Source organism: Paenibacillus sp. J2TS4, assembly GCF_018403245.1.
GTDB lineage: Bacteria > Bacillota > Bacilli > Paenibacillales > NBRC-103111 > Paenibacillus_L.
This window is the reverse complement of record NZ_BOSH01000016.1, coordinates 53,701-80,193: the sequence shown is the minus strand read 5'-3', so window position 1 is coordinate 80,193 and position 26,493 is coordinate 53,701. Positions and strand designations below refer to the sequence as shown.

The 26,493-nt window shown below is 48.4% G+C and carries 22 protein-coding genes; 20 read left to right on the top strand and 2 right to left on the bottom strand.

Features of this window, described 5'->3' with window-relative positions; all coding sequences use genetic code 11:
- Window positions 1-122 precede the first annotated feature (122 nt).
- The 5 genes from KJS69_RS25135 (at window position 123) to KJS69_RS25115 (ending at window position 6,011) form a co-directional block, all read left to right on the top strand.
- Window positions 123-1,061, top strand: a complete 939-nt coding sequence (locus tag KJS69_RS25135) for an ABC transporter permease (protein ID WP_213586593.1) — start codon at window positions 123-125, stop codon at window positions 1,059-1,061.
- Between the two features lie 14 nt (window positions 1,062-1,075).
- Complete coding sequence (locus tag KJS69_RS25130) at window positions 1,076-1,957, top strand: carbohydrate ABC transporter permease (RefSeq protein ID WP_213586558.1); 882 nt, start codon at window positions 1,076-1,078, stop codon at window positions 1,955-1,957.
- 106 nt (window positions 1,958-2,063) lie between these two features.
- Window positions 2,064-3,701, top strand: a complete 1,638-nt coding sequence (locus KJS69_RS25125; protein WP_213586557.1) for a type 2 periplasmic-binding domain-containing protein — start codon at window positions 2,064-2,066, stop codon at window positions 3,699-3,701.
- A gap of 47 nt (window positions 3,702-3,748) precedes the next feature.
- Window positions 3,749-5,380 carry an extracellular solute-binding protein gene (locus tag KJS69_RS25120; protein WP_213586556.1) on the top strand — a complete coding sequence of 544 codons (1,632 nt, stop codon included), beginning with the start codon at window positions 3,749-3,751 and terminating at the stop codon, window positions 5,378-5,380.
- Window positions 5,381-5,519: 139 nt separating this feature from the next.
- Window positions 5,520-6,011, top strand: a complete 492-nt coding sequence (locus KJS69_RS25115; protein ID WP_213586555.1) for a DUF2062 domain-containing protein — start codon at window positions 5,520-5,522, stop codon at window positions 6,009-6,011.
- A 111-nt stretch (window positions 6,012-6,122) separates the two neighbouring features.
- Here the strand turns inward: KJS69_RS25115 and KJS69_RS25110 are convergent, their stop codons facing one another.
- Window positions 6,123-7,031: a fumarylacetoacetate hydrolase family protein gene (locus tag KJS69_RS25110; RefSeq protein WP_213586554.1), complete on the bottom strand. Its 909-nt coding sequence runs from the start codon at window positions 7,029-7,031 to the stop codon at window positions 6,123-6,125.
- A gap of 274 nt (window positions 7,032-7,305) precedes the next feature.
- On the opposite strand from KJS69_RS25110, the gene KJS69_RS25105 reads away from it, so the two are divergent.
- From KJS69_RS25105 to holA, 3 genes are all read left to right on the top strand, one after another.
- Entirely contained in the window at window positions 7,306-7,854 is a 549-nt protein-coding gene (locus tag KJS69_RS25105; protein ID WP_213586553.1) for an RNA polymerase sigma factor, read from the top strand.
- Window positions 7,851-9,080, top strand: a complete 1,230-nt coding sequence (locus KJS69_RS25100) for a zf-HC2 domain-containing protein (protein WP_213586552.1) — start codon at window positions 7,851-7,853, stop codon at window positions 9,078-9,080. The genes KJS69_RS25105 and KJS69_RS25100 overlap by 4 nt, the downstream gene beginning before the upstream one ends.
- A gap of 220 nt (window positions 9,081-9,300) precedes the next feature.
- The gene (gene holA, locus KJS69_RS25095; protein WP_213586551.1) at window positions 9,301-10,320 is read left to right on the top strand and encodes a DNA polymerase III subunit delta; all 1,020 of its coding nucleotides are present in this window, start codon (window positions 9,301-9,303) and stop codon (window positions 10,318-10,320) included.
- Between the two features lie 134 nt (window positions 10,321-10,454).
- Here holA and rpsT read toward each other — a convergent pair whose 3' ends face one another.
- Complete coding sequence (gene rpsT / locus KJS69_RS25090; protein WP_213586550.1) at window positions 10,455-10,727, bottom strand: 30S ribosomal protein S20; 273 nt, start codon at window positions 10,725-10,727, stop codon at window positions 10,455-10,457.
- Window positions 10,728-10,987: 260 nt separating this feature from the next.
- Here rpsT and gpr point away from each other — a divergent pair, with 260 nt between their 5' ends.
- The 12 genes from gpr (at window position 10,988) to dnaJ (ending at window position 26,302) form a co-directional block, all read left to right on the top strand.
- Window positions 10,988-11,983, top strand: a complete 996-nt coding sequence (gene gpr, locus KJS69_RS25085; protein ID WP_213586549.1) for a GPR endopeptidase — start codon at window positions 10,988-10,990, stop codon at window positions 11,981-11,983.
- A gap of 591 nt (window positions 11,984-12,574) precedes the next feature.
- Window positions 12,575-13,306, top strand: a complete 732-nt coding sequence (locus KJS69_RS25080) for an HAD family hydrolase (RefSeq protein ID WP_213586548.1) — start codon at window positions 12,575-12,577, stop codon at window positions 13,304-13,306.
- A gap of 643 nt (window positions 13,307-13,949) precedes the next feature.
- Window positions 13,950-15,167 carry a stage II sporulation protein P gene (spoIIP, locus tag KJS69_RS25075; protein WP_213586547.1) on the top strand — a complete coding sequence of 406 codons (1,218 nt, stop codon included), beginning with the start codon at window positions 13,950-13,952 and terminating at the stop codon, window positions 15,165-15,167.
- Between the two features lie 10 nt (window positions 15,168-15,177).
- Window positions 15,178-15,585: a hypothetical protein gene (locus KJS69_RS25070; protein ID WP_213586546.1), complete on the top strand. Its 408-nt coding sequence runs from the start codon at window positions 15,178-15,180 to the stop codon at window positions 15,583-15,585.
- Between the two features lie 78 nt (window positions 15,586-15,663).
- Window positions 15,664-17,481, top strand: coding sequence for a translation elongation factor 4 (lepA, locus tag KJS69_RS25065; protein ID WP_213586545.1), 1,818 nt, complete (start codon window positions 15,664-15,666; stop codon window positions 17,479-17,481).
- Between the two features lie 195 nt (window positions 17,482-17,676).
- Window positions 17,677-18,837, top strand: a complete 1,161-nt coding sequence (gene hemW / locus KJS69_RS25060) for a radical SAM family heme chaperone HemW (protein WP_213586544.1) — start codon at window positions 17,677-17,679, stop codon at window positions 18,835-18,837.
- 137 nt (window positions 18,838-18,974) lie between these two features.
- On the top strand, window positions 18,975-19,436 hold the full coding sequence (locus KJS69_RS25055; RefSeq protein ID WP_213586543.1) for an N-acetyltransferase: 462 nt from the start codon (window positions 18,975-18,977) through the stop codon (window positions 19,434-19,436).
- Between the two features lie 140 nt (window positions 19,437-19,576).
- On the top strand, window positions 19,577-20,602 hold the full coding sequence (gene hrcA, locus KJS69_RS25050) for a heat-inducible transcriptional repressor HrcA (RefSeq protein ID WP_213586542.1): 1,026 nt from the start codon (window positions 19,577-19,579) through the stop codon (window positions 20,600-20,602).
- Between the two features lie 22 nt (window positions 20,603-20,624).
- Window positions 20,625-22,154 (top strand): TCP-1/cpn60 chaperonin family protein, encoded by a 1,530-nt coding sequence (locus KJS69_RS25045; RefSeq protein WP_213586541.1) that lies wholly within the window; start codon window positions 20,625-20,627, stop codon window positions 22,152-22,154.
- Window positions 22,155-22,216: 62 nt separating this feature from the next.
- A complete protein-coding gene (gene grpE, locus KJS69_RS25040) occupies window positions 22,217-22,846 on the top strand; it encodes a nucleotide exchange factor GrpE (RefSeq protein ID WP_213586540.1) in 630 nt (209 codons plus the stop codon).
- Window positions 22,847-22,906: 60 nt separating this feature from the next.
- Window positions 22,907-24,754 (top strand): molecular chaperone DnaK, encoded by a 1,848-nt coding sequence (gene dnaK / locus KJS69_RS25035; protein ID WP_213586539.1) that lies wholly within the window; start codon window positions 22,907-22,909, stop codon window positions 24,752-24,754.
- 423 nt (window positions 24,755-25,177) lie between these two features.
- Window positions 25,178-26,302 carry a molecular chaperone DnaJ gene (gene dnaJ, locus KJS69_RS25030; RefSeq protein ID WP_213586538.1) on the top strand — a complete coding sequence of 375 codons (1,125 nt, stop codon included), beginning with the start codon at window positions 25,178-25,180 and terminating at the stop codon, window positions 26,300-26,302.
- Window positions 26,303-26,493 lie beyond the last annotated feature (191 nt).

Genomic DNA, 26,493 nt, shown 5'->3' with positions numbered 1-26,493 from the left:
TAAAAAAGTGTTAATACCATTTTTTCCAGGTCTGGTCTAAGATCAGGCTTGCAAACAATCTAGCCACACCCTCAGAAAAACAAGAAAGTAGGTGAAACCATTTGGAACAAGCTTCTATTCAAATGAACACGACCAACCGTACCAAAAAATCCAAAGCTTCACAAGTCCTAAAACGATTTACAAAGAATTGGAGTTTATATGTATTATTTCTGCCCGTTATTATTTACTTCGCCATTTTCCAGTATTTTCCGATGTATGGAGTGCAGATTGCATTTAAAAACTTCATTGCCACCAAAGGAATATGGGGAAGTCCTTGGGTAGGCTTTAAACATTTTGAACGTTTTTTTGACAGCTACTATTTTTGGCGGCTGATGAAGAATACGTTGGGAATCGGATTATACGAATTGGCTGTTGGTTTTCCCGTTCCCATCATTCTTGCGTTGATGATCAACGAGGTCAAGTCTAAAGGATACCGGCGTTTCGTTCAAACGGTCACGTACGCTCCTCACTTCCTGTCGACCGTAGTTATTGTAGGGATGATTCTCATCTTTCTTTCTCCCCAAAGCGGGATGGTCAACCAATTGATCAAAGTATTTGGGGGAGAGCCTATCGCCTTTTTGACGGAACCGGCCTGGTTCAAGACGATCTATGTTTTTTCCGGCGTATGGCAGCAGATGGGCTGGAGTTCGATTATTTATTTGGCCGCCTTGTCCGGGATTGATCCGCAGCTTCACGAAGCCGCCAGAGTGGATGGTGCCAGCCGGCTGCAAAGAATATGGCATATTAACATTCCGGGAATTATGCCCACCATTGTTATATTACTGATTCTGAATATGGGCTCCGTGCTCGGCGTCGGGTTCGAGAAAGTATTTCTGATGCAAAATGATTTGAATATGTCGGCTTCTGACGTTATTTCGACTCATGTATACCGAAGCGGTATTATCGGAGCACAATACAGCTTTTCCGCCGCAGTCGGACTGTTTAATTCGGTTATTAACTTTATTTTGCTGGTGAGTGTCAATTTCATTGCCCGCAAAGTCAATGAAACGAGTCTTTGGTAGGGAGGCAGCAGTAGATGGTCGAGACGAGATCGGACCGGATTTTCAATATTATTAATTACACGCTTCTCATTATCATTTCCATCATAGTTCTTTATCCTCTTGTTTTTGTAGTGGTCGCTTCCTTCAGCAATCCGGCAGCGGTTATGCGTGGGGAAGTATGGCTGTGGCCCAAGGATTTAACCTGGGTGGGGTATAAGCGGGTGTTTTCCAATACCGAGATTTTGACGGGATATTGGAATACCATTGTTTACACCGTAGTTGGAACCGCCATCAATTTGGTGATGACGATCGCGGCGGCTTACCCGCTGTCCCGTAAAGATTTTATGCTCCGCAATACATTTACGGCAATGATCGTGTTTACGATGTTTTTTAGCGGAGGAATGATTCCAACCTACTTGTTGATCAAAAATTTGGGGATGCTGAACTCTTTTTGGGTCATGGTGATTCCCGGGGCAGTCTCCGTTTGGAACATTTTAATTATGAGAACCTTCTTTCAGAACGGAATTCCGTATGAAATGCAGGAAGCGGCCTCTATCGATGGCTGCTCGAATATGCAAATTCTGCTAAGGATCGTGCTTCCTCTATCGATGCCGATTATCGCCGTAATGATTCTATTTTACAGCGTTGGACACTGGAACTCTTATTTTAGCGCTCTCATCTATTTGACCGATCGCGATAAATATCCTTTGCAGCTCTTTCTGCGGGAAATTCTCGTTCAAGGACAGATGCAGGAAATGCTCGACATCAGTGCGGATACCCTGTCAGACAGTGTAATGGACGCAGAAGCTATCAAATACGCCATAGTGATTGTCGCTAATCTTCCGATCCTGATGTTGTATCCGTTTTTACAGAAGTATTTTGTCAAAGGCGTCATGATTGGAGCTATTAAGGGTTAGAAAATCTTTGAGTATATTGACGGTCGTAGAGATATGCTTTTCTTTATCGCCGTAAATATAGCATAAAAAATGATTAAAAAGTAGCAAAGAAAAGGGAGGACAAAACATGAAGAAGTGGAGAAAATGGACTTCTGTCGCTTTAACGGCGGCCCTTGGCACCAGCATGCTGGCAGGCTGCGGCGGCGGCAGCGATGGCAAGGGCAGCGGCGCGAATAAAGAGGGCGATAAAGGATCGGAGGTGGCATCCAATTTAAATAAGACAGGTTTTCCGATCGTAAACGAACCTATCGAGCTGACGTTCTTCACCGGAAAATCGGCCACCAATGGCAATAAATTCGAAGAGACGCTCGTTTGGAGCGAGTATGAGAAAATGTCCAACATGAAAATCAATTTTCAATTAATTCCGTTTGAGAATTTGACCGAAAAAAGAAACTTGGTTTTGGCCGGAGGGGATTACCCGGACGCTTTCTACTCCGCGAGATTGAGCTCCGCTGATTTGATCCGGTACGGACAACAGGGAGTATTCATTAAATTGAACGATCTGATCGATGAGTATGCTCCGAATTTCAAGAAGCTGCTGGAAACGTATCCTGAGCTGAGAAAAGGGTTGACGATGCCGGACGGCAACATTTATTCCTTCCCTTCCTTCTACGATTCTGAGTTTCTGCCCATGCTGATAGGAACTCCTCTATGGATTAAGCAGGAATGGCTGGAAAAATTAAATATGTCCGAGCCGCAAACGATAGAGGAATTCTATCAGTATTTGAAGGCGGTTAAAGAGACGGACCTGAACGGCAACGGGCAGGCAGATGAAATCCCATACAGTGGAGCTGGGGTCGGTCCTTTGATCGATCAGATTAAAGGAGCATGGGGATTAGGGAATCGTGGATTGGGCCATAAATATGTCGATGTAGACCCCGAGACGAATGAGCTAAGATTTATCAAGACGGATCCAAGGTACAAAGAAGTACTGGAATTTATGCACAAGCTATACTCGGAAGGGCTTATTGACAGCGAAATCTTTACGCTCAAGGGAAGCAGTTTGTATGCCAAAGGGGGCGAAGGAGTATTTGGCGCGACCATCATGCCCAATCCGAAAACGTTGATGAACCAGGATGGTTACATCGGGCTGGGAGCACTGAAAGGGCCGCATGGGGACCAAATATACTCCCATATTAAAGTGCCTATGGTTCATGTTGGTGCATTTGCGATTACCGATAAAAACGAGCATCCGGAAGAAACGGTTCGCTGGATGGATCATTTCTACGGAGATGAAGGCGCCAAATTTTACTTTATGGGACAGAAGGATGTCACTTATACCGAAACAGCCGACGGCAAATTGGAGTACATCGATGAAATTACGAACAATCCAAACGGCTTAACTTATGATCAGGCTCTGGCCAAATACTTTACTTGGCTTGGCGGCAGCTACCCGGGATTCGTTAAGGAGCAGTACTTTAAAGGTTCTGAAACTCTCCCCGAATCGATCGAAACAGGTAAGAAGGCCGAGCCTCACCGAGTACCGGAAATATGGAGCAGCTTCAACTATACAGAGGAAGAAACAGAGTTCATGTCATCGATCGGCTCCGACATTACCTCTTACGTCAATGAAACGGAAGCCAAGTTCATTAATGGCTCGCTTCCATTCAGCGAGTGGGATAAATATGTCAGCACGGTAGAGAAGATGGGACTTGACGAGTATATGAAAGTATACAAAGAAGCTTACGAGAGATACAATAAATAAGGTTAACATCTGTTGAAATAACATCAGTCGGGGGGGCCGAGTTGGGTATGGACATGCAAAGGTGGGTATCGGGAATTACCATTGCTGTATTGTTTACCGGCCTTCTTGTCTCATGCGACAACCAGTCAAAGTCAAGAGACAAGGAGGATCATAGGCCGGAAATCGGGAAGGATTATGTTAATCCAACTGGAATGCCGATTGTTAAAGAGCCGATAACGTTACGTATTTTTGCAGGAAAATCGCCTACCTCCAACCCCGATTGGAATGAAGTTATGCTGTGGCAAGAATATGCCCAAATGACTCAAATTGAAACTAAATTTCAAATGGTCCCTTTTGACCAATTATCTTCCAGAAGAAATTTAGTGTTAGCCGATGGGAATTATCCGGATGCCTTCATGACATCTCGATTTAGCTCGGCTGACTTATTGAGGTACGGCCAGCAAGGAATATTGATTCGTTTGAATGATTTAATCGATGAATATGCGCCAAATTTTAAAAAATTGCTGGACAAGTACCCGGAAATCCGTAAAGGCTTAACGATGCCGGATGGAAACATATACTCTTTTCCTTCCTTTTATGATCCGGATTTTATGTCCATGTTGATCGGTTATCCTATTTGGGCTAAAGAAGAATGGCTGGACAAGCTGGGAATGGAGCCGCCGGAAACGACGGATCAGTTCTATGAGTATTTAAAAGCGGTTAAAGAGACGGATTTGAACGGGAATGGGAAGGCGGATGAAGTTCCTTTTGGCGCGGCTGGCATAGGTCCTTTAATTAATCATCTGAAGGGAGCCTGGGGGCTCGGGAACCGTGGACTAGGGCATTCCCGAGTCGATATGGATCCAGAGACGAACGAGCTTAGATTCATTCCGGCGGACGCGCGTTACAAGGAAGTGCTCGAATATATTCATAGGCTGTATTCCGAAGGACTCATTGAAAAAGATGTTTTTACGATCAAGAGCAGTGCCCTGTACGCTAATGGTGCCACTGGAATATATGGAACGATGCTCGTTCCGTCTCCCTTTACTTTAATGAATCAAAAAGGATATGTCGGGCTTCCTGCGCTGGAGGGGCCCCATGGCGACCGTCTGTATTCTCATGTAAAAACTCCATTGATTCATGTAGGTGCGTTCGTCATTACGGATCGAAATCCGTATCCAGAAGCGACCGTCCGTTGGATCGATTATTTTTTTGGCGATGAGGGCAATAAAATGTTCTTCATGGGCATCGAAGGGGAATCCTATGAGGAGACGGCTGACGGAGAGTTCGTGTATACCGATCATATTCTGAACAGCAAGGATGGCCGGACGCTTGAGCAGGAGCTTAGCAAATATGTCGTCTGGCTGGGCGGCAGTTACCCGGGCTTTGTATCCCGCAAGTATTTCAAGGGATCGGAGAGCTTGCCGGAGTCGCTGGAAGCGGCAGAAAGAGTGAGGCCTTACGTAGTGAAGGAAATCTGGCCTCCCTTCACCTACACTCAGGAAGAAACTGAGAGAATGTCCATCCTGAGCGCGGACATTCATCCCTACGTGGACGAAATGAGGGCCAGGTTTATTAATGGATCGATTTCGTTTAATGAATGGGACAATTATGTCAGCACTCTGAAGCAAATGGGATTGGAAGAATATATGAGTATCTATCAATCCGGCTATGAGCGTTACATGCAAGGGGCGGAATGATTCTTTGCTGGATACCGGACTCCGTTATAGACGGAGATCCGGCTTTTCTATTGTCGTCAGAACCCTGGGAGGTATATTGTATCTTGTTGAAAAGCATGAGATAATATTGGGCAATAACCTTCACCGTAAAGGAGTAACAATGAAGCTGATCAGAAGATTAAAATACTATACGGTGAAATTGTTTAGGGTAAATAAAGGGGCGCACCAAGTATCCATCGGGCTGGTCACTGGATTTTTTCCCTGCTGGTTTCCCACCTTCGGAATCGGGCCTGCTCTTTCTATCGCTTTTGCCCGGTTGGCCAAAGGCAATCTCCCCGCTTCTATTATTGCCGCTTCCATAGGATCTATTATATGGCCGGTTTTGTTCTATATGAATTATGTGACCGGCAGGCTATTGTTCCATCCGAGAAAAAAGCTTCCTGATTTTTCATTGGAAAATATGGAATATGTAGAGGCAGCCGTTAACGTTAACAAGCTGGGAAAGCTGGGGATTAAGTTCGTCCTTGGGGGAGTCGTTAACAGCCTTGTATTCAGTTTGTTGGGTTATGCCGCCTTTTATTATATATTTCGTAAATACCGGCTGGCCATATTAAAGCTTATCTCCAGAAGAAATAAGGTCAGATTACATTAGGCTGGCTATTCAGCTAAAAGCACGTTCCTTTAATAAAGAAGCCGCCAAGGGGAGTATCGCTCCTCTCAGCGGCTTTTAAATTTTCATATTAGAGCAAATGAGGGTGTTCCATTAATGCCGTTCCTGGACCATCCGATTCGTCAATTTACCCAGCTTCTCGATTTCGATAGTCACAATATCTCCATCCTGCAGATAAACTTGCTTGTCCTCCGGATAACCGAGCACTACCCCTTCCGGAGTACCCGTCAGAATAAGATCTCCCGGCTCCAGTGTCATATATTGGGAAATATAGCTTACAATCTCGTCACAATGGAAAATCATATCCGATGTGTTGGAGCTTTGACGCTCTTCGCCGTTAACGAAGCATTGGATTTTCAAATCGTTCGGATTGCCCACTTCATCGGAAGTGACAAGATAGGGTCCCAGCGGGCTGAAGCCGTCGCAGGTTTTGCCAAGCAGCCATTGCGGGGTGCGAAGCTGCAAATCACGAGCAGACAAATCATTCACATTACAGTATCCGAACACATGAGAAAGAGCCTGATCTTTGGACACATCCTTCGTCTTCTTGCCAATAACGATGACAAGCTCCGCTTCATAATCTACTTTAGTACTTACTTTAGGAAGAGTGACGGTATGTCCGTGACCGGTCAGCGTATTGTTGAATTTATTGAAGAGGATCGGATATTGCGGAATCGGTGAGTTGGTTTCCTCTGCATGCTTGCGATAATTTAGTCCTACACAAATAATTTTATTAGGATGGGTCACACATGGCCCCAAATTCAGCTTAAGCTCGTCCAGCAGGTAGGAGCGGTTTCCGGACTCCGCTTTCACCTTATCCACCAAATTCTGCAAGGAGCCTGCAGCTTGTTCTCCATTTGCGATCGCTTCCATTATCGTTGTGGGAAGCGCGGAATCGTTAACCCCCAAGTGGGCTGCCGCGGCCTGAACGTCGATAACTCCTTCTTCCGTCTTGACACCTAAACGATACGAACCGTCTTGCATAAAAGTTAGCAGTTTCATTCGGTTATACCCCCGCCATTAAATTGTAGTAAATAAATGTTAGAAGAAACTTATTTCCAATAAGAAACAACTTTTATAATCGTACCATGGCTTCCAGAGGCGGTCAATCTTCCTCTCTTTTCTCGTTAAAAAATGATAGAAGTCTATAGGCTGTGCTCTTTAAATCTGGTATTCTAGATAGGTCTGAATGAATAATTATAATAATGTTTGATAGAATGCAACATTTTGCGGCAGCATGCCGTCTATATGTATGCAAGGGAGGGGGATCCCAGCCTTGGTAGCGCCAGAATTGATCCAAGCTGCTCAAGCGGGCGATCGCGACGCTCTGATAACTCTTTTGCGCGAAATTGAAACTCATGTTTACCGAACCGCCTTTTATATATTAGGAAATCAGGAAGACGCCATGGATGCTTCCCAGGAAGCTCTCTTAAGAATTTACACCAAAATTCATACCTATGAAGAGAAGGCGCTTTTTAAAACATGGGTTCAACGAATAGTCACTAATCTATGTATGGATAAATTCAGAAAAGCCAAGCCCTCGGTGTCCATAGATGAACACGAGCTGGATTTCCATGCGGAGGATAACGTTGAAGAGAAAGTTATATCTTCTTATGTAGCGAAGGATATCCATGATGCGATCGACAAGCTGCCGGACCATCATCGTTCGGTTGTGGTGCTGCGATATTTGCAGCAATTTTCTTACAATGAAATAGCCGAATCCCTTGATTTGCCGATCAATACGGTTAAATCGTATTTGTTTCGAGCCAGGAAACAGCTTCAAATTTACCTCCAAGAATATCAGAAGGGAGGTGTTCGGGGATGAATTGCCATGAAGCGGAAGAGCTGTTGCAGCGATACCTGGATTCAGATTTGGCCAAAGAAGAGGAGAAGCGTTTCTTCCTTCATATTGAGCAGTGTGCCGACTGTGCCGACCAACTGCAAAGAATGAAGCGATTATCCGAGGAACTGGATTCTCTTTCCGATGTTGTCCCTCCGATAAGCATCGTGGATTCCATCCTGCCCAAGCTGATGGAGCTGGATTCAGCAGCGGGTATGAATTCTAAGGAAGAGCATCCTGCGGTGACAAGTCCCATAAGCTCCGCAAGCATTGAGAGGTCTGAAAGCCCTCGCCATAGTAGGCCAAGGCGCGGAAGGTGGATGTGGACCGCGATAAGTGGAGTGGCTGCTGCCGGTGTGGCGCTGGGGATTTTTATATTCGATTCCCCGAATTCGAACGTGGAGTATGCCGAACTTTCGTTAAGCCGGGAAATCCAGGATATGAGTTCCAAAGAGGCTCCAAGCAGTGGAGCAGAAACTAATAATGAAGCGCAGCACAATGGGGAATCGGGTGCTCTGGAAGATACGCCAGAGGGTAATGAATCTGCGGATTCTCTTGGCGATTCTGCTTTGGATAAGAGGAAGAAGACAGATTCGGATAAAGTCCCCGCCGAAGGGCTCGATGCCCGGATTTCTTCCGGAAGCACTTCGAGGTCGGGGGATAGCAAGGCTGATTCAACATCGCCAGATACTTCTGAAACGCATAATGTGTCTAAATCGATCGCCGATGGGATGCCTTCTGCCCATCAGGGAGATACTCCTCCAAGTGCTAACAGTCCATCGGCCCCTGCCGAACCGGGTATTGCAGATGAGCCGGAGCCGGAGTCTGCCGTTGTGGATGCGGAGCAGGGGCTGGCCAATGAAGCCGGACCGTCATTTATGGGAATCCCTCCTGCTGAGGAGGGGGCTGACCGGTTAAATTTCAAGTCCGGGCCCGATGACACTGCCGGAAGCGCCTCATTCACATCCGAGGACGAAGGGATGGAGTCTCCTGATGGAAGCGCACGAGCGTTTATTATCGATCAGAAGCTGTATGTGAATGACGAGGAAGGGAGACTTCTATACGCTTCCCTTCGTCAGTGGAAGCCGGAGGATACTGTTCTATTAGTCGAATGGCTGAATGACCGGCAGTTGGTATATGAGGTGCAATCGGACTCCGGCACCTCGAGGTATACAGTCGATGTCGTTGAACAAACGGAATTAAAAAATTAGCCTTTAGGGGCTCACACTGAACTGCCCTTGGACATATAGTATATTAAAAGCTGCCAAACCGGACCTCTGTTGGGTTAGACCACTCAGGGGAAAGTTTCTAGAGCTTTTCACCGGGTGTTAATATACAAGAAGTCCATTGGGACAAAGGGAAGGCGTAAAATCGAAACGATTTTGACGTCTTCCCTTTGTTGCTGTTATGATGAACGATGAGGTGGGAAGTATGAGTTACAGACATGTGGTTAAGGAAATCGACAGCGGCAAGGTCATGCCTATATATGTATGCTATGGTCCTGAAATTTACCGGCGAGGAGAATTTATTACCTTCTTAATCGATAAGCTGGTTGAACCGGAGCACAAGGAGTTTGCGATCAGTCGGTACGATTTGAACGAAACCCCATTGGACGCTGTTCTCGACGATTCAGAAACGGTCCCATTCCTTGTTCCGAAGAAGATTGTAATCGCGTCCAATGCCCAATTCCTGACCGGTTCACGAGATACGTCCAAGCAGGAGCATCGGGTAGAGAGATTAACGGACTATATGAAAAATCCGGTAGATTATACGGTTCTCATTCTCATTGTGGACGCCGATAAGCTGGATGAACGCAAAAAAGTGGTTAAAGGTTTAAAGGAACGGAAAGCCCTGCTCGCTTTCCCGACGTTATCTGCGGAGGAGTTAGCGGACTGGGTTGCCCGGAGAGCGGGGCGGCTAGGCATGACCTTTGCGGCTGGGGCTATGGAGAGGTTTCTGCTGTATGGGGGGACCGATTTGCAGAATCTGGCTATGGAGCTGGACAAGCTGTCTTTATATGTTGGCACTGGAGGGGAAGTGGAGGAAAAGCTGGTTGAGCAAATGGTCGTTCGTACGACAGAGCAAAGCATCTTTATTCTGATCGACGAAATGGTGCGCATGAACACCGCCAAAGCTCTGGATATCCTTCATGAATTGTTCAAGCAAAGGGAGGAGCCGATTAAAATCATTGCTCTAATGGCCCGTCAATTCCGAATGATTATGCAGGTGAAGGAATTGGTTCAGGTGGGCTATTCCCATCAGCAGATTGCCGGCACGATCGGAGCGCATCCCTATGCTGTCAAGCTGGCGGCAGAGCAGGCCCGGAAATATGATTCCGGGCGGCTGAACGGAATTATGTCCAAGCTGGCAGATTTGGATTATCGGATGAAAAGCGGTCAAATAGATAAAGGATTTGGCCTGGAGCTTCTGCTCCTGGACATGGCCGGCTAGATAGGCGGGGGATGGATGATGGGGGCGGGTAATCTTCGGTAACTAATAAAGTCCAAAGCACTTCGTAAAGAAGTTCTTTGGACTTTGTTCGAGTTCTCATATAAGTATGGCTACCGCAATGGAAGCTTCATATCTTAAGCTTGAGCGCTTAATTGGTTGAATCTTTTCGCCAGGCGGGATTTTTTGCGGTTGGCCGCATTTTTATGAATCAGGCCTTTGGTAACTGCCTTGTCTAATTTTTTAACGGCAACTTGCAGCGTTTGTTGAGCGGCTTCTACGTTGTTGCTATCAGCTGCTTGCTCAAAAGCTTTCACTGCCGTACGGAGTGCGGACTTTTGGGAAGCGTTCTGCAAACGACGCTTTTCGTTCGTAGCAACCCGTTTAATAGCGGATTTAATGTTTGGCATTTCGTTCACCTCCTAGTTCCAGAAAACCAGTTCAATCAAGTGGTTCACCCAAGTTCTTGACAACTTTAAACATTCTACCACGCTGAACTTCAAAAATCAATAGTCGCCTTAGGGTCGCTATGAACTCCCTTTGCCGCGCTTGGAAGACCGGCCGAGAGGTCCCTTTGAGCTCATTTTGCTGGTTGACCGGCTGCATAATGAAGAGGTTTTCATGACACAATAGGAGAAATTGGATTGCAAGTGAAGGGAGATTCGAAGGAATGGATTTGAGTGCCTATTCGGTTAGAACCGATTTAGCGTTGGAAGCGAGAGAAATGGCTGCCCGGCAGTTTGGAGAGGATTTGCCTGGATTGGAAACCGAGACGGAAGAGGAGGGGGGAATCCGTTTTACGAGAATAAGGGTGACCTCCCCTGAAGCTGGCCAATCCATCGGCAAGCTTCCGGGAAACTATATTACGGTCGAAGTACCGAAGCTAAGGGAAAAGGACAGCGAGCTGCAAAATCGCGTGACAACGAAATTAGCTCAGCAGTTTGCTGCCTTTCTTAAAGAAACCGGAATCGGACCGGAAGATAAAGTGCTCATTATCGGACTGGGCAATTGGAATGTCACGCCGGATTCGCTTGGCCCTTTGGTGGTGGAGAACTGCATGGTTACCCGGCATTACTTTGAGCTGATGCCAGACCAGGTCAGTCCCGGATACCGCCAGGTCAGTGCGGTTGCCCCAGGGGTGCTGGGAATAACCGGAATTGAAAGCAGTGAAGTCGTTCAAGGCATTGTAGAGATGACCAAGCCGGATCTTGTCATTGCGGTCGACGCCTTGGCCTCCAGATCGCTGGAACGGGTAAATACGACCATCCAAATTGCCGACACGGGCATTCATCCTGGCTCCGGCATCGGAAATAAACGCAAAGGGCTGACCGAAGAGGTTCTTGGTGTGAAGGTCATTGCCATCGGTGTGCCTACGGTCGTATATGCTTCGACTATCGTCAATAGCAGCATCGATCTGATGGCCAATCATTTTCAAAAGCTGACCGATCAGACCGGGCAAATCCTCGGTATGCTCGATCAGCTGCAGGAACAGGAGCGGCTTCAATTGGTTAAGGAGGTTCTTGCCCCGCTCGGTCATGATTTGCTGGTGACTCCAAAGGAAATCGATCAATTCATTGAAGATATTGCCCACATTATTGCCAGCGGCCTGAATGCGGCGCTGCACGAAGCGGTTGATATGGATAACGTCTCGGCCTATACTCACTGATTATATACGGAAGCGGAAGGCTTCAGCTAGCCTCGCTTCCGTATTGTAACGATCGCCATTAACTTGCTTTCGTTCTATTACGATTGCAAGCCCCGGGGAAACAAGAACCGGCAAAAGTGCATGTCATTTTAGCCATTTGGCCGATTTTCCACTTTGGGTGGTAAAAGACCTGTAGTATTGCACGTCTTTTACCCTATTTTGCGGATTCTCGTAAATTGACATGTATTTCTGCATGTCTTTTTACCTTTTCGGGCGAGAGGCTCCCTCAAGACGTACTTGCATGCACCTTCTATCCGCATGCAGCAAATCTTTAGCGATCCGGTAAGATTGTTCGCCGAGCTTTACGATACTACAGCTTGGAATTGAACAACAGGCGATAAAAATTTACTGGTTCTGTTCAAAAATGATGTATATTCTCTTAGTAGATTTTACCGCTTGTCATAGTCGCTTTAACGGGAGACCCATGTCTAACGTACTTGAAACCTCTCTGATTTTCTTTGGAATAGATTCCATTTTAAAAAACGGTATGCATAGAACTTTTCGCTAACCTTTGATATATTAGAGGGATAGTCAGATTAAGGGGTAATAGTTATGACAAAGCAAACGTTGTTGTTCGATCTGGACGATACATTAATTCATTGCAACAAATATTTTCAGAGCATTATCGATCAATTTGCCGACCAGTTGGAACTATGGTTTAAAGATTACGGGCTGGCTGCTGAAGAAATTAAACAAAAGCAGCTGGAAATCGATATTTCCGGGGTCACCCGGAACGGGTTTACCGATGAGCATTTTCCCCAATCGTTGGTGGATACTTATTCGCACTTTGCCGCCGTTTACGGACGGCTGAGCTCTCCTAAAGAAATGGATTGGCTGCGTGAACTGGGCTGGTCCGTATACGACCAAGAGGCTGAGCCGTATCCGTATATGCAGGAAACATTGGCGGAGCTTCAAACAGATGGACATCTGTTGTGCCTGTATACCGGGGGGGTTCCCGCCATTCAGCAGAAGAAAGTAAAGCAGGTCGGGATCGGACCCTTCTTCGAGAATCGGATGTTCGTCCGCCAGCACAAAAATACGGAAGCGTTGAACGGTATTCTGAAGAGCAGCCAGTTTGACCGCAAACAGACCTGGATGATCGGCAACTCGATGCGGACGGATGTGCTGCCTGCTTTGGAAGCCGGCATTCACTCTATCTATTTGCCGGCACCGAACGATTGGTCATTTAATGTAGTAGAGGTAGAGACCAAGCCGCAAGGAGCGTTTCTGACTCTGTCATCTCTTAGAGAAATTCGTTATGCCATCCAAGAATATACGAAGTAGCAGCGGACGAGTGTATCGTCCGTTTTTTAATGCCAGAATGTACAAGATTAACACCCATCATCATGGGGATCACCGCGAAACGTTATTCCGCCAGTAGAGGACAGCTGCAGCCGTTTCCGCTTGATATATACAGAATGGATAGATCTCAAGGTGAAAGCAGCATCTCTTCTCAAGTGTTATAAAAGGAATGCAAATGTGCAGTCGATGGGCAACTTTTGATCTCATTTCGCCAGATCTACTGCAAATGTACAGTAGATTCGGTCATTTAGGCCCGAAATTGGACGGATCTAAAGATTTGACTGCAGAATTGCAGGCGTTGTATTAAAAAGAGCGGATTCTGGGCAAAACGACTGTACAATTGCAGTCGATTGTTAGTGGGGAGGCTAATTTGTCTCACCGGCGCAACACTGCACCTAACCGGCCTCAACAGCAAGTAAACATTGTTGCCTTGCAGGACGCAACACTGCAACTAATCTGCCTCTGGCACCCAACTGAGGCATAGATGGCTAAATAGTCGCAAATAGGACATAAAACATTTTCGCCGCCGTCCTAAGTTCTATCTTCCTTTTCTGTTTCATAGATTTGTTAGTAGATAGCAGTTGCCGCACTCTATGAAACTAACAACGGGATCGGAGGAAGCGATATGAAATGGACAGCGTTCACGATGGATTTAAGCAAAATTCGTAAAACCGCGCAAAATGTCCGAACCATGACCAAAAACTTACTCATTTTATCTTTGAGCACGCTGTTGTTTTTTGTTTTTTTAGGCTTGGGGGGCTATGCGCAAAGCTACTTGCGGAATTCTCCCATCTCATCGATGAAAGGCTTGGCCGCACAAGTGTCCAACGATTTTTTTATCGATATGATCGGTTTGGAGATTCCCCAGCTCAATCGGGAAAGAGAGTCAACTTTTTCGGGAGAGAACGTGTTCGGCTTTGTGTTCCGCCTTATTACCGATATTAACCCCAAGGATCCTAAAACCTTGTTGGCCAGAGAAGTTCCCGGTCTTGGCAAAATGAGCGCAACCCCTATTCGGGGAACCTCTTCGTCCGAACCGCCGCAGGATTACGGGCCATCTCCAGGCGGGACGGATCCCCAACAGGGAGAAGGGCCGCAAGCTCCGCCTCCCGAGCCCAGTCCCATTCCCAGTCCTTCCCCATCTCCTTCGTCTCCTCCGTCCCAGGAGGCACAGACGACACAAGGGAAGAAGGTCGTGCTGATCTACCATACTCATTATGAAGAATCGTGGGTTCCGGAGCTCGATATTACGGAAGCGGACAAAGCCTACGATGAGAGCATGAACATTACGCTGGTCGGCAAGCGATTGGCGGATAAGCTGGAGGAATACGGTGTCGGAGCCGTTGATTACAGTCCGGAATATAAGAAAACCCAAGCGGATTACAGCTGGTACAAATCCTATAAGTATTCCCGAAGTACGGTGAAGGAAGCTTTTGCCGCTCATCCGGAGATCAATTTCGTATTCGATATCCATAGAGATTCGCTTCCTCGTGATAAGACGACCGTTACCATTAACGGGGTCGATTACGCCCAGGTTTACTTCATTATCGGGCAAAGAAATCCGGACTGGCAGCAAAACGAGCAGTTCGCCGCGGGGATTCACGATAAGCTGGAGGAAAAAATGCCAGGATTGTCGAGGGGAATCTGGGGGAAATCGGCTCATCAAGGGGACGCCGAATATAATCAATCTCTGTCTCCCAATAGTGTACTGATTGAGGTTGGGGGGCCGTTCAACACATTGGAGGAAAGCTACAGAACCGCAGATATTCTGGCGGAAGTTATATCTGAAATTTATTGGAATGCGGAGAAAGTAAACGCTCCAGCCGGCACAACGAGCGATTGAGGTGATGGTCATGAAACGATTCTCTTTCCGATTATTGTTCTTGGGGATGATCTTCGTTGCCGGCATATTCTATGGCATTGACGTGATGTCGACGGATAACGATTCGATTTCCTCGCTCCCCGAAATCGTGCCGCTCCCCTCTAAAGAACCGGAGGCCAAGGAAGCAGCGGATACCGGACTACGTCAGACAGAAGGGGGCGACCGGATGACAGTCGCTGCCTCGGCCGGTGCCGCTTCGAAGAATGAATTCGGCCGCGAGGGGAATTCTCCGGCCGGACCGTTCCGGCCGGAGCCCGAGCTAAGGATTCAGGAATCATTTTTGAACAAGCTGCTGAACAAAATCGGAGAGGTCGTTCGCTGGCTGTGCGAGCTCGTCATGAAAATACTCGTTAGTTTGGTCGACTCGTTATTCGGCTGATATTTCTTTCTCATTGATGTCTGTTCCCTCCACATGCTATAATGATAGCCATTGTATATTGCTCTTTTGGGGGTAAGCATGACGGATATTCGTGTAAGACAACAAAACATTAGGAATTTCTCAATTATTGCGCATATTGACCACGGCAAATCTACGCTTGCGGACAGGATACTGGAGTATACCGGAGCGTTGACGACTAGGGAAATGCAGGATCAGGTTCTTGACCAGATGGATCTGGAACGGGAAAGAGGAATAACGATCAAGCTGCATGCCGTCCGCTTGAACTATAAGGCGGATGACGGTGAGACCTATATCCTCAATCTGATCGATACTCCAGGGCACGTCGACTTTACTTATGAAGTGTCCCGCAGCCTTGCGGCCTGCGAGGGTGCTCTGCTGGTCGTCGATGCGGCGCAAGGAATAGAAGCCCAGACGCTGGCCAACGTATACTTGGCGTTGGACAACGACTTGGAGATTTTGCCCGTGATTAACAAAATCGACTTGCCCAGCGCAGAACCGGATCGGATCAAGCAAGAGATCGAGGATGTTATCGGTCTGGACGCAAGTGAGGCGGTTCTTGCTTCCGCCAAGGCCGGGATCGGGATCAAGGACATATTGGAGCAGATCGTCACCAAGGTCCCCGCTCCGCAAGGAGAGCCGGATGAGCCGCTTAAGGCGCTTATTTTTGACTCTCACTACGACCCTTACAGAGGGGTTGTTGTTTACGTGAGGGTAGTTAATGGGTCGATCAAGGCGGGGTCCAGAATTAAATTTATGGCGACGGACAAATCGTTCGATGTGATCGAGGTCGGGGCGTTTATGCCGAGGATGACGATCGTGGACGAGCTGCATGTCGGAGATGTCGGGTTTATCGTGGCCGGCATTAAGAATGTTAAAGATACACGTGTAGGGGATACGATAACGGATGCCAAAAATCCGACACTGGAGCCGTTGCCCGGTTATCGCCGGATCAATCCGATGGTTTTCTGCGGAATGTATCCGATCGAGACATCAGATTATGACGATCTGCGGGAAGCGTTGGAGCGGCTTGAGCTTAACGACGCCTCTCTTCGCTATGATCCCGAGACGTCCTCTGCGCTCGGCTTCGGGTTCCGCTGCGGTTTTCTTGGCTTGCTTCATATGGAGATCATTCAGGAACGGATCGAGCGGGAATTCAACATTCCGCTCATAACGACCGCGCCAAGTGTTATCTTCAAGGTAACGCTGTCCAACGGTGAAACGATTGAAATCGACAACCCTTCCGATTATCCTGAGCAAGGGAAGATTGAATACGTGGAAGAGCCGTTTGTCAAAGCGGCGATTATCGTGCCTAACGATTTTGTGGGGACGGTTATGGAGTTGTGTCAGAGCAAGCGCGGAGAGTATATCAATCTGGAGTATTTGGACACGAATCGGGTTACGCTCACCTATGACATTCCCTTGTCGGAAATCGTGTACGATTTCTTCGATCGGCTTAAATCGTCGACTAAAGGCTACGCATCGTTCGATTACGACTTGTCGGGTTACAAGCGTTCCAACCTGGTGAAGATGGATATTCTATTGAACGGGGAGCAGGTGGACGCGCTGTCGTTCATCGTTCATCGGGATCGCGCCTACCATCGCGGACGCCAAATATGCGAGAAGCTGAAAGAGCTGATTCCTCGCCAAATGTTCGAGGTGCCCGTCCAGGCCGCTATCGGACAGAAGGTTCTGGCGAGAGAAACGGTTAAGGCGATGCGCAAGAACGTACTGGCCAAATGCTATGGCGGAGACATATCACGAAAGCGGAAGTTGTTGGAGAAGCAAAAAGAAGGAAAGAAACGGATGAAGCAGATCGGGAATGTGGAAGTTCCCCAGGAAGCGTTTATGGCTGTTCTCAGCTTGGACGATAACTGACGATGCCCGCAAGCATCGGTCGCATATATTCCGGCAGGAGGCATTCACGCCTTCCTGCCTTTTTTCAAAATATAAGAAGATATAAGTTATCACCTTATCCCTGTTCTTATATTTCATCGGTAAACGCGCCTGTCCAACGGACGGTGATAGACGTTTATCCTTGCAACTACAGTAAATGGACAGGAGGATGCCCGGATGAAGCCGTTTTATACACCCGCCAGGGCGGTATATATTCATATCCCCTTTTGTACCAATAGGTGTCATTACTGCGATTTCAATACCTATGTGCTTAAAGGGCAGCCCGTAAACGATTATTTGGATGCGCTGGAGAGGGAAATGCAGGCGACGGTGGAGCACTATCCGGCAGAGCTAGTGGAAACGGTGTTCGTCGGAGGGGGAACCCCGACGGTATTGCTGCCGGAGCAGATGGAACGGTTTTTAAGCCTCGTTCAGACTTATTTTCCCCATCGGACGGATAACTTTGAATTTACAATGGAAGCCAACCCTGGAACGACAGATGCGGATAAACTGGCTGTTATGAAAGCGGGCGGGGTTAACCGGATCAGCTTCGGAGTCCAGTCGTTCAATCCGGACTTGCTGAAGCGGATCGGCCGGATTCATACGGTGGACGATGTATATGAGAGTATCGCCAATGCGAAGCGGCTGGGGTTTGCCAATCTGTCCATTGACCTGATGCTGGGTCTGCCCGAGCAAACGGTATCGATGATGAATGACTCGCTGGACAAGGCGCTTAAGCTTGATTTACAGCACTATTCGATTTACGCTCTGAAGGTGGAGGAGAACACATTGTTCCATACCCTCTATCAAAAAAACGAGCTGCCGCTTCCCGAAGAAGAGGACGAGCTCGGTATGTACCTCCTGACGATGAACAAGCTTAAGGAGGCCGGGTACAGCCAATATGAAATCAGCAACTTTGCCCTCCCCGGTTATGAGAGCCGGCATAATTTAATGTACTGGCATAACCGAAGCTACTACGGACTCGGTGCCGGAGCCCACGGTTATATGGAAGGAAGACGCCATATCAATGTCAAAGGGGTGCAAGCATACATTGATGCTGCGGCTCAGGGACTTCCGCGGATGGAAGCTCTCGAGGTCTCCCGTAATGAAGCGATGGAAGACTTTATGATGGTCGGCTTGAGAGTGCTGAACGGAGTGTCGAAGGCTGATTTTGCCCGTCAATTCGGGATTGCCTTGGTGGAGGAATTCGGGCCTACGGTAAATCGCTTAATAGAACGAGGGCTGCTGGAGGTGGATAATGACAGAATCCGCTTGTCCGAGCAGGGCGTTTTATTCGGGAATGAAGTTTTTGCTGAATTTATCGGAATTTTATCTTGAGTTAATTATTCAGTGTGTTGTATATTTATACCTATATCTTTTAACTCGATATTGTAAAACACTAGAAATAGAGAGTACGAATGGGTTAGGGGACTTTTTGAAAAACCTCTATAAGATTGAAATTGGCGGTGATGGTGATGGCGGTAGTTTGCAGAAAAGCGAAAGAGCAAGATTTGGACAGCTTGTACCTTCTTATCCAAAGCTATGCGGAGAAGGGAATCATGCTCCCCCGGTCCAAAGAAATGCTTAAATATTCCCTGGATTCCTTTGTTATCGCTGAAGAAGACGGTCGGCTGCTGGGCTGCGGTTCCTTGTGTCAGCTGGGGAAGGATCTGGTTGAGATCCGTTCGCTCGGTGTGGCAGAGGATTGCAAAGGAAGAGGAATTGGCAGAAGGCTGGTCGATTATTTACTGCAGGAAGCGGGAGAAAAGAAAATTCCGAAGGTTATGGCGCTGACTTATGAGGTTGCTTTTTTTGAAAAAATGGGGTTTACAGTCGTTCCTAAAGATATTTTTCCGGAAAAGGTTTGGACCGACTGCATCCATTGTAAAAAACAGCATTGCTGCGATGAAATTGCCGTGCTCAGACGATTGGATTAACTTGACAACTGGCGTTTGGGTCTGGTATTTTTGTAGTAACGCTTAGCACTCGATTAAGTGGAGTGCTAACGACCCTCGTGGCCGTAAGAAGCCATGGCCGCAAAATGTACTGCACTCGCAACTGCATGGGAGGGATTGACATGTTGTCCGAGCGCCAAAGAAAAATATTGAACGCTATCGTCGATGATTATATTCGATCCGCCGAGCCTGTAGGTTCGCGAAGCATTTCCAAACGGGGAGATGTCGCCTTCAGCCCGGCAACCATTCGTAACGAGATGTCCGATCTGGAGGAACTGGGATACCTGGAGCAGCCGCATACTTCTGCAGGCCGCATTCCTTCGCATAAAGGATATCGTTATTATGTAGATCACTTGGTAAAGTATGGAACCTTATCCAGTCACGAGTTGAATGTGATGAAGGTTTTTTTTGCTGAAAAAATACATGAAATGGAGCAGGTCTTTCAGCAGGCGGCGACTATTCTTTCGGGGCTGACGAATTATACTTCTATCGTTCTGGGCCCCGAGGTGTTCAGCACGACGCTGAAAAATCTGCAAATTATTCCATTGGACGACCGCACCGCGGTGGCTATATTTGTAACCAATACGGGACATGTAGAAAACCGGATTGTCCAAATACCCGAGGGAATGGCCGTCTCTGAGGTGGAAAAAGCGGTTAACATACTGAACAACAGGTTGGCCCAGGTCCCTCTTTTTCAGTTGAAATCGAAGCTCTATAACGAAATCGGCGCTGAATTAAGTAAATATGTAAACGGGTATGAAGAACTGATCCTTACTATTGAGAATGCCCTGGAAGACCATGAAGAGGATCGGATCTACATGAGCGGCGCTACTAATATGCTAATGCAGCCGGAATTCCGGGATGTTGACAAGGTAAAGCTTATTCTCGATACACTAGGGGAAGCGCCGGCGATCCTGAAGATGCTGGACACTATGTCGGAAGGCATCCAGGTCAGAATAGGCAGCGAGAACTCATTGGCGGCAATCAATAACTGCAGTCTGATTACCGCTACGTACTCGGTGGATGGACATTGTCTCGGGACCATCGGCATTCTGGGTCCAACAAGAATGGAATATGGCAAGGTAATCAGCTTGCTTGACTACCTGTCTAAAGATATGGCGCTCCTTCTGGCGCGCTGGTATAAATAATTGGGGAAGGAAACGACGGCGAATGAGTCAAACGAAGCAAAGCCATTCCGATGGAGAAGAACGGCACTCGGCGTTGTTGAATAATGCCGGAGCGGTTCGCGCAATTTGCTCTGCGGTCGAAGGGACGCTTGGCCCCAAAGGGCTCGATACGATGCTGGTCGGCGGACAGGGAGAAGTGCTGATTACGAACGATGGGGCAACTATTCTGGAGCAGATGGATGTCTCCCATCCTGCCGCCCGTCTCATGGTTCAAGTGGCCCGTTCGCAGCAACAGCTTGTTGGCGATGGCACAACGACGGCTACCGTACTGGCCGGGGCCATGGTCGCCGAGGGCGTCGCAGAAGTGCTTCGGGGCGTGCCGGTAGCCAAGGTTGTCGCGGGGATGCAGGAGGGAGTCCGCCTGGCGGTCCATTACTTGCGCGACCGCTCGCGTGAAGTGTCCGGAACGGACGACCCGATTCTGCGTCAGATCGCTTATGTGGCCGGACGCGAGCACACAGATATCGCGCAATTGGTCATCGATGCGGCGCAGCTTGTCGGAGCCGATAAATTGCGCAGCGACGCCTATCGGCTGGCGGAGGCGGTCGTTCCTTCTCCTACGGAGCGAAGCGAGGTTTGGCCGGGGATCTTAATTAACCGGCAGCCTGCGATCCTTCCGTGGCTGACGGATTCGCCGGCCGAACGAATATTGGTGCTTCAGGATGCTTTCGAGCCGGAAACAACCGACGAGGAAGCTTTGAATACCGAATCCGGATTTAAGGAATATATGCAAAGAAGGGAACGGTTCCGCAGCCAGCTGGAACAAATTGCGGAGCTGGGGATCGGGATCATTGCTATCGATCGCGGAGCTGACCCGGAGGCCGAGCAGTATTGCGCCGATCGTGGAATCTTCTTGCTCACCCGAGTCTCCCGCCGCGACCTTCGTCAATTGTGCCTATTTACGGGCGCTCGTCCAATTCGACGCTCTGCGTTGAATAAAACGGGGCAGGAATTATCCGTTTTTTTGGGTCGAGCCGGTCATATTGGGTATGATGAGCGGCTGGAAAAGGTTAAGATAGCAGAAGGCGGAGGCAGTCCATTCGTCTCCATTCTGGTAGGAGCCAGCACCGAGGAGGTCGGGGGAGAGCATTCGCGCATCGCTATGGATGCCGCCGCTGCCGTACAAGCCGCGATTCGCGGAGGGTATGTTCCCGGAGGCGGGGCTATGGAAGTAGCTGCCGCCAGAGAGATTGAGCGCTATCGCGAAACCGTCCACGGGATGGAGGCGTTCGGCCTATCGGCTGCCGCCCGCGCCTTGCGCAAGCCTCTTGCACAAATGGTTGTCAACGCAGGCTTCAATCCGCTCGAGAAGGTGGAACTGGTCAAGGCGAGCCAATTGGAGACGAGCAGCGATTCGATCGGGATCGATTGCGACACCGGAGAGCTGATCGACAGCCTGCAGGCGCAAATTGTTGATCCGGCTCTGGTGAAGATTCACGCGATTCAGGCGGCGGGCGAAGTCGCCTCGGCGGTACTAAAAATTCATACCGTTGTCAAAATGAAAAAAGGATAAACTAAGGCCTAACTACAGGCCGGCTGGATATAACGCGATGCGATTAAGGAGGTGAAACATTAGTGAGTGATAAAAAGAAAGAAGCCGCAGTTAAGGAAAAGGAATCTACCCTAAAGCAGGATGAAATAGAAGCCGAGGCTGAGCAAGGCAAGTCCGAGGACAGTGTACAATCGCAAGCCGCATCTTCCGAAACGAAGACAAGCTCTGATGATGAGCTGCAGACTGAGGGAGAAGCGATCCTGGACAATCGTCTGGAGGAGCTTCGGAAGGAAGCAGATGAGAATTACCAGCGTTATTTAAGGGCGCAGGCTGACTTTGACAATTTCCGGAGACGCACCCGGCAAGAGAAAGAGGAATCAGCCAAATATGCATCCCTTCCATTGATTGAACAATTGCTTCCGGTAGTGGACAACTTTGAACGGGCGATAGATTCCAGCAAGGAAACTAATGATTTCGATGCGCTTGTCAAAGGATTGGAAATGACATTCCGCCAACTGGATCAGGTCCTTAAGCAGGAAGGTCTGGAGCAGATCGAAGCGGTCGGCCAGCCTTTTAACCCTGAATACCACCAAGCGGTTATGCAGGTGGAGTCGGAAGAGCATGAAGAAGGAATCATAGTCGAGGAATTGCAAAAAGGCTACAAGCTGAAAGAAAAAGTCGTTCGCCCCGCTATGGTTAAGGTAAGTATGTAATTTAATATGCACTAAGAAGCATCTGGTCGCATATCACATATTTGAGGAGGTAGGAGTAGAATGGGTAAAGTAATTGGGATAGACTTGGGAACGACGAACTCATGCGTGGCTGTTATGGAAGGCGGCGAAGCAGTTGTCATTCCTAATCCGGAAGGGAACCGTACGACACCTTCTGTTGTTGGGTTTAAAAAAGACGGAGAGCGTCTCGTTGGAGAAAGCGCCAAGCGTCAGGCGATCACAAATCCGGATGGAACCGTCGCGTCCATTAAAAGATATATTGGTACAAACCATAAAGTGAAAATTGGTGATACGGAATACACTGCGCCGGAAATTTCCGCAATGATTTTGCAAAAGCTTAAATCCGACGCCGAGGCCTATCTGGGAAGCACAGTGACTCAAGCGGTCATTACGGTTCCTGCCTATTTTAACGACAGTCAGCGTCAAGCTACTAAAGACGCCGGTAAAATTGCGGGCCTGGAGGTTCTCCGTATCGTTAACGAGCCGACCGCAGCGGCGCTGGCCTACGGTCTGGAGAAGGATGAGGAGACGATTCTGGTCTATGACTTGGGTGGCGGAACGTTCGACGTGTCCATTCTTGAACTGGGCGATGGAACTTTCGAAGTATTGGCGACAAGCGGTGACAACAAGCTCGGCGGCGATGATTTTGACCAAATGATTATCGACTATATGGTAGCTGAGTTCAAAAAAGAGCAGGGCGTTGATCTGAGCAAGGACAAAGCGGCTGTTCAGCGACTGAAGGATGCGGCTGAAAAAGCGAAAAAAGAACTGTCCGGCGTACTGACGACGACCATTTCGCTGCCGTTTATTACGATGGTTGACGGGGTTCCGCAGCACTTCGAGATGAATCTGTCCCGCGCCAAGTTCGAAGAATTGACAGCCGGTCTGGTAGAAAGAACGCTCGGTCCGACCCGCCAGGCGTTAAGCGATGCCGGATTGACTCCGAACGATATTCAAAAGGTAGTTCTGGTCGGGGGTTCGACTCGTATCCCTGCCGTTCAGGACGCCATCAAAAAGCTGACCGGCAAGGAGCCTCATAAAGGGGTTAACCCAGACGAAGTCGTTGCTCTGGGGGCTGCTATTCAGGCAGGGGTTCTTACAGGAGATGTTAAGGATGTCGTTCTGCTTGACGTTACTCCGCTGTCTCTGGGAATCGAAACCGCAGGGGGCGTCTTTACCAAAATGATTGACCGCAATACGACTATTCCGACCAGTAAGTCGCAAATTTTCAGCACCTATGCGGACAATCAAACCAGTGTTGAAATCCACGTGCTTCAAGGCGAAAGATCGATGGCTGCCGACAATAAAACGTTGGGCCGGTTCATGCTTGGAGAAATTCCTCCGGCGCCGCGCGGTATTCCGCAAATTGAAGTAACGTTCAACATTGATGCTAACGGGATCGTTAACGTATCCGCTCTCGATAAAGGAACGGGTAAAAGCCAAAAAATTACAATTACCTCCTCCGGCGGGCTGTCTGATGAAGAAATCGACCGCATGATGAAGGATGCCGAGGCGCACGCCGAGGAAGACCGCAAGCGTAAGGAAATGGTTGAAGTACGCAATGAAGCGGATCAACTCGTATACACGGTTGACAAGACGATCAAAGACCTCGGCGATAAAGTGGATTCCTCCGAGATCGATAAAGCCAACGCAGCAAAGGATAAAGTGAAGCAGGCGTTGGAAGGAGACGATCTGGACGCGATCAAGAAAGCTACGGAAGAACTGACGGAGGTCGTTCAGCAGCTTTCGGTTAAGCTGTACGAGCAAGCTTCCCAACAAGCCCAAGCCGAGCAAGCCCAAGGACAGGATGCAGCGGGAGACGCAGGCAAAGGAAAAGAAAATGTAGTAGATGCCGATTATGAGGTAGTGGACGATCAGGAGAAAAAATAAACCGGCATGGTCGAAGCGTGATCGTTAGCGAGAGGAGGTCAAAGTCGGGACCGGCCTGACTTTGACTTTTCTTGCTGCAAGGTGCTATCTTATTCATTACAATTAATGCTATTGCTGCTCTATAGATATATAAGTTGAACTAAAGATTTAATAGATCATGGAGTGGAGAAAGAAAGATGCTTCCAGGGCGAGTTTTGGCTTTGTATTCCCACCATCCGAAGGCCCATCCCATAAATAAGGAGCTCGGTTTGGTCAGGGCCCCCGAAAAGTACCTGGAATCGCTTCGAAGCTCGTCTTCACTTTTTGGGGTAGAAGTATGATGTTTGAAGCTTCGGAGGCACTTTCCTTCGGAACGGAATGATCCCTTTCTTTAGTTCCAAATATATAGAAGATGAGAGTGCCGGTGGAAAGAGGGGTGAGCAAATGAGCAAACGCGACTATTATGAAGTGCTTGATGTGGATCGGAACGCGACTCCCGAGGAGATTAAGAAATCGTTTCGTAAAATGGCCAGACAATACCATCCCGATGTCAACAAAGAACCGGATGCGGAAGAGAAGTTTAAAGAAGTCAAGGAAGCCTATGACGTGCTGAGCGATTCGCAAAAGCGGGCAACCTATGACCAGTTCGGCCATATTGACCCTAACCAAGGAATGGGCGGTGCTGGCGGCTTCGGCAACATGGATTTCGGCGGCTTCGGCGATATTTTCGATATGTTCTTTGGCGGCGGAGGGGGAAGACGCAATCCGAATGCCCCTCAAAGAGGAAGTGACCTGCAGTATTCGATGACGGTTGAATTTAAAGAGGCGATCTTCGGCAAAGAAACCGACATTGAAATTCCGCGTACCGAAACGTGTGATACTTGTCATGGCTCGGGCGCCAAGCCGGGAACCCGACCGGAAACCTGCTCCGGCTGTAAAGGAACCGGGCAGCAGGAAGTGATCCAAAACACGGCATTCGGGCGAATCGTCAACCGCAGGATCTGCAGCCAATGTAATGGCCAAGGCCAAATCATTCGAGATAAGTGCGGAGATTGCCAAGGCACCGGAAAGGTGAAGAAACGCCGCAAAATTCACGTGAAGATTCCGGCTGGCGTAGATGAAGGCGCCCAGCTTCGGGTGTCGGGCGAAGGTGAGCCTGGAACGCGGGGAGGCCCGCCGGGAGATTTGTATATCGTCATCCGGGTGAAGCCTCACGAGTTTTTTGAACGGGAAGGCGACGATATTTACTGCGAGGTTCCGCTCACGTTCACTCAGGCCGCGTTGGGAGACGAGATCGAGATTCCTACGCTGACGGAAAAGGTCAAGCTGAAAATTCCAGCCGGAACACAAACGGATACTTACTTCCGCTTGAAGGGGAAGGGCGTTCCGAAGCTGCGTGGCTATGGCCAGGGAGATCAGCATGTGAAGGTCGTTGTCGTGACTCCAACGCATTTGAACGAGGAGCAGAAGGAATTACTTCGTCAATTTTCTAAATTTAATGGAGAAAAAACTCACGAGCAGCACCAATCGATCTTTGAGCGGATGAAAAAGGCATTTTTAGGGGAGTAATAGATCAGCTGAATAAGGAAGGACCGGTCGTCATAGGACGATGGGTCCTTTTTTTGTTGACCTGGTGGGAAAAGCTCGGGATAAGGGGTGTGAGCGAGCCGTCAAGGACATGACACGCCGGAATGGAATCTTCTGCATAACCGAATGCATACGGGATAAACTATGCGGGAAGGAAAATCTGTCCGCGGTTA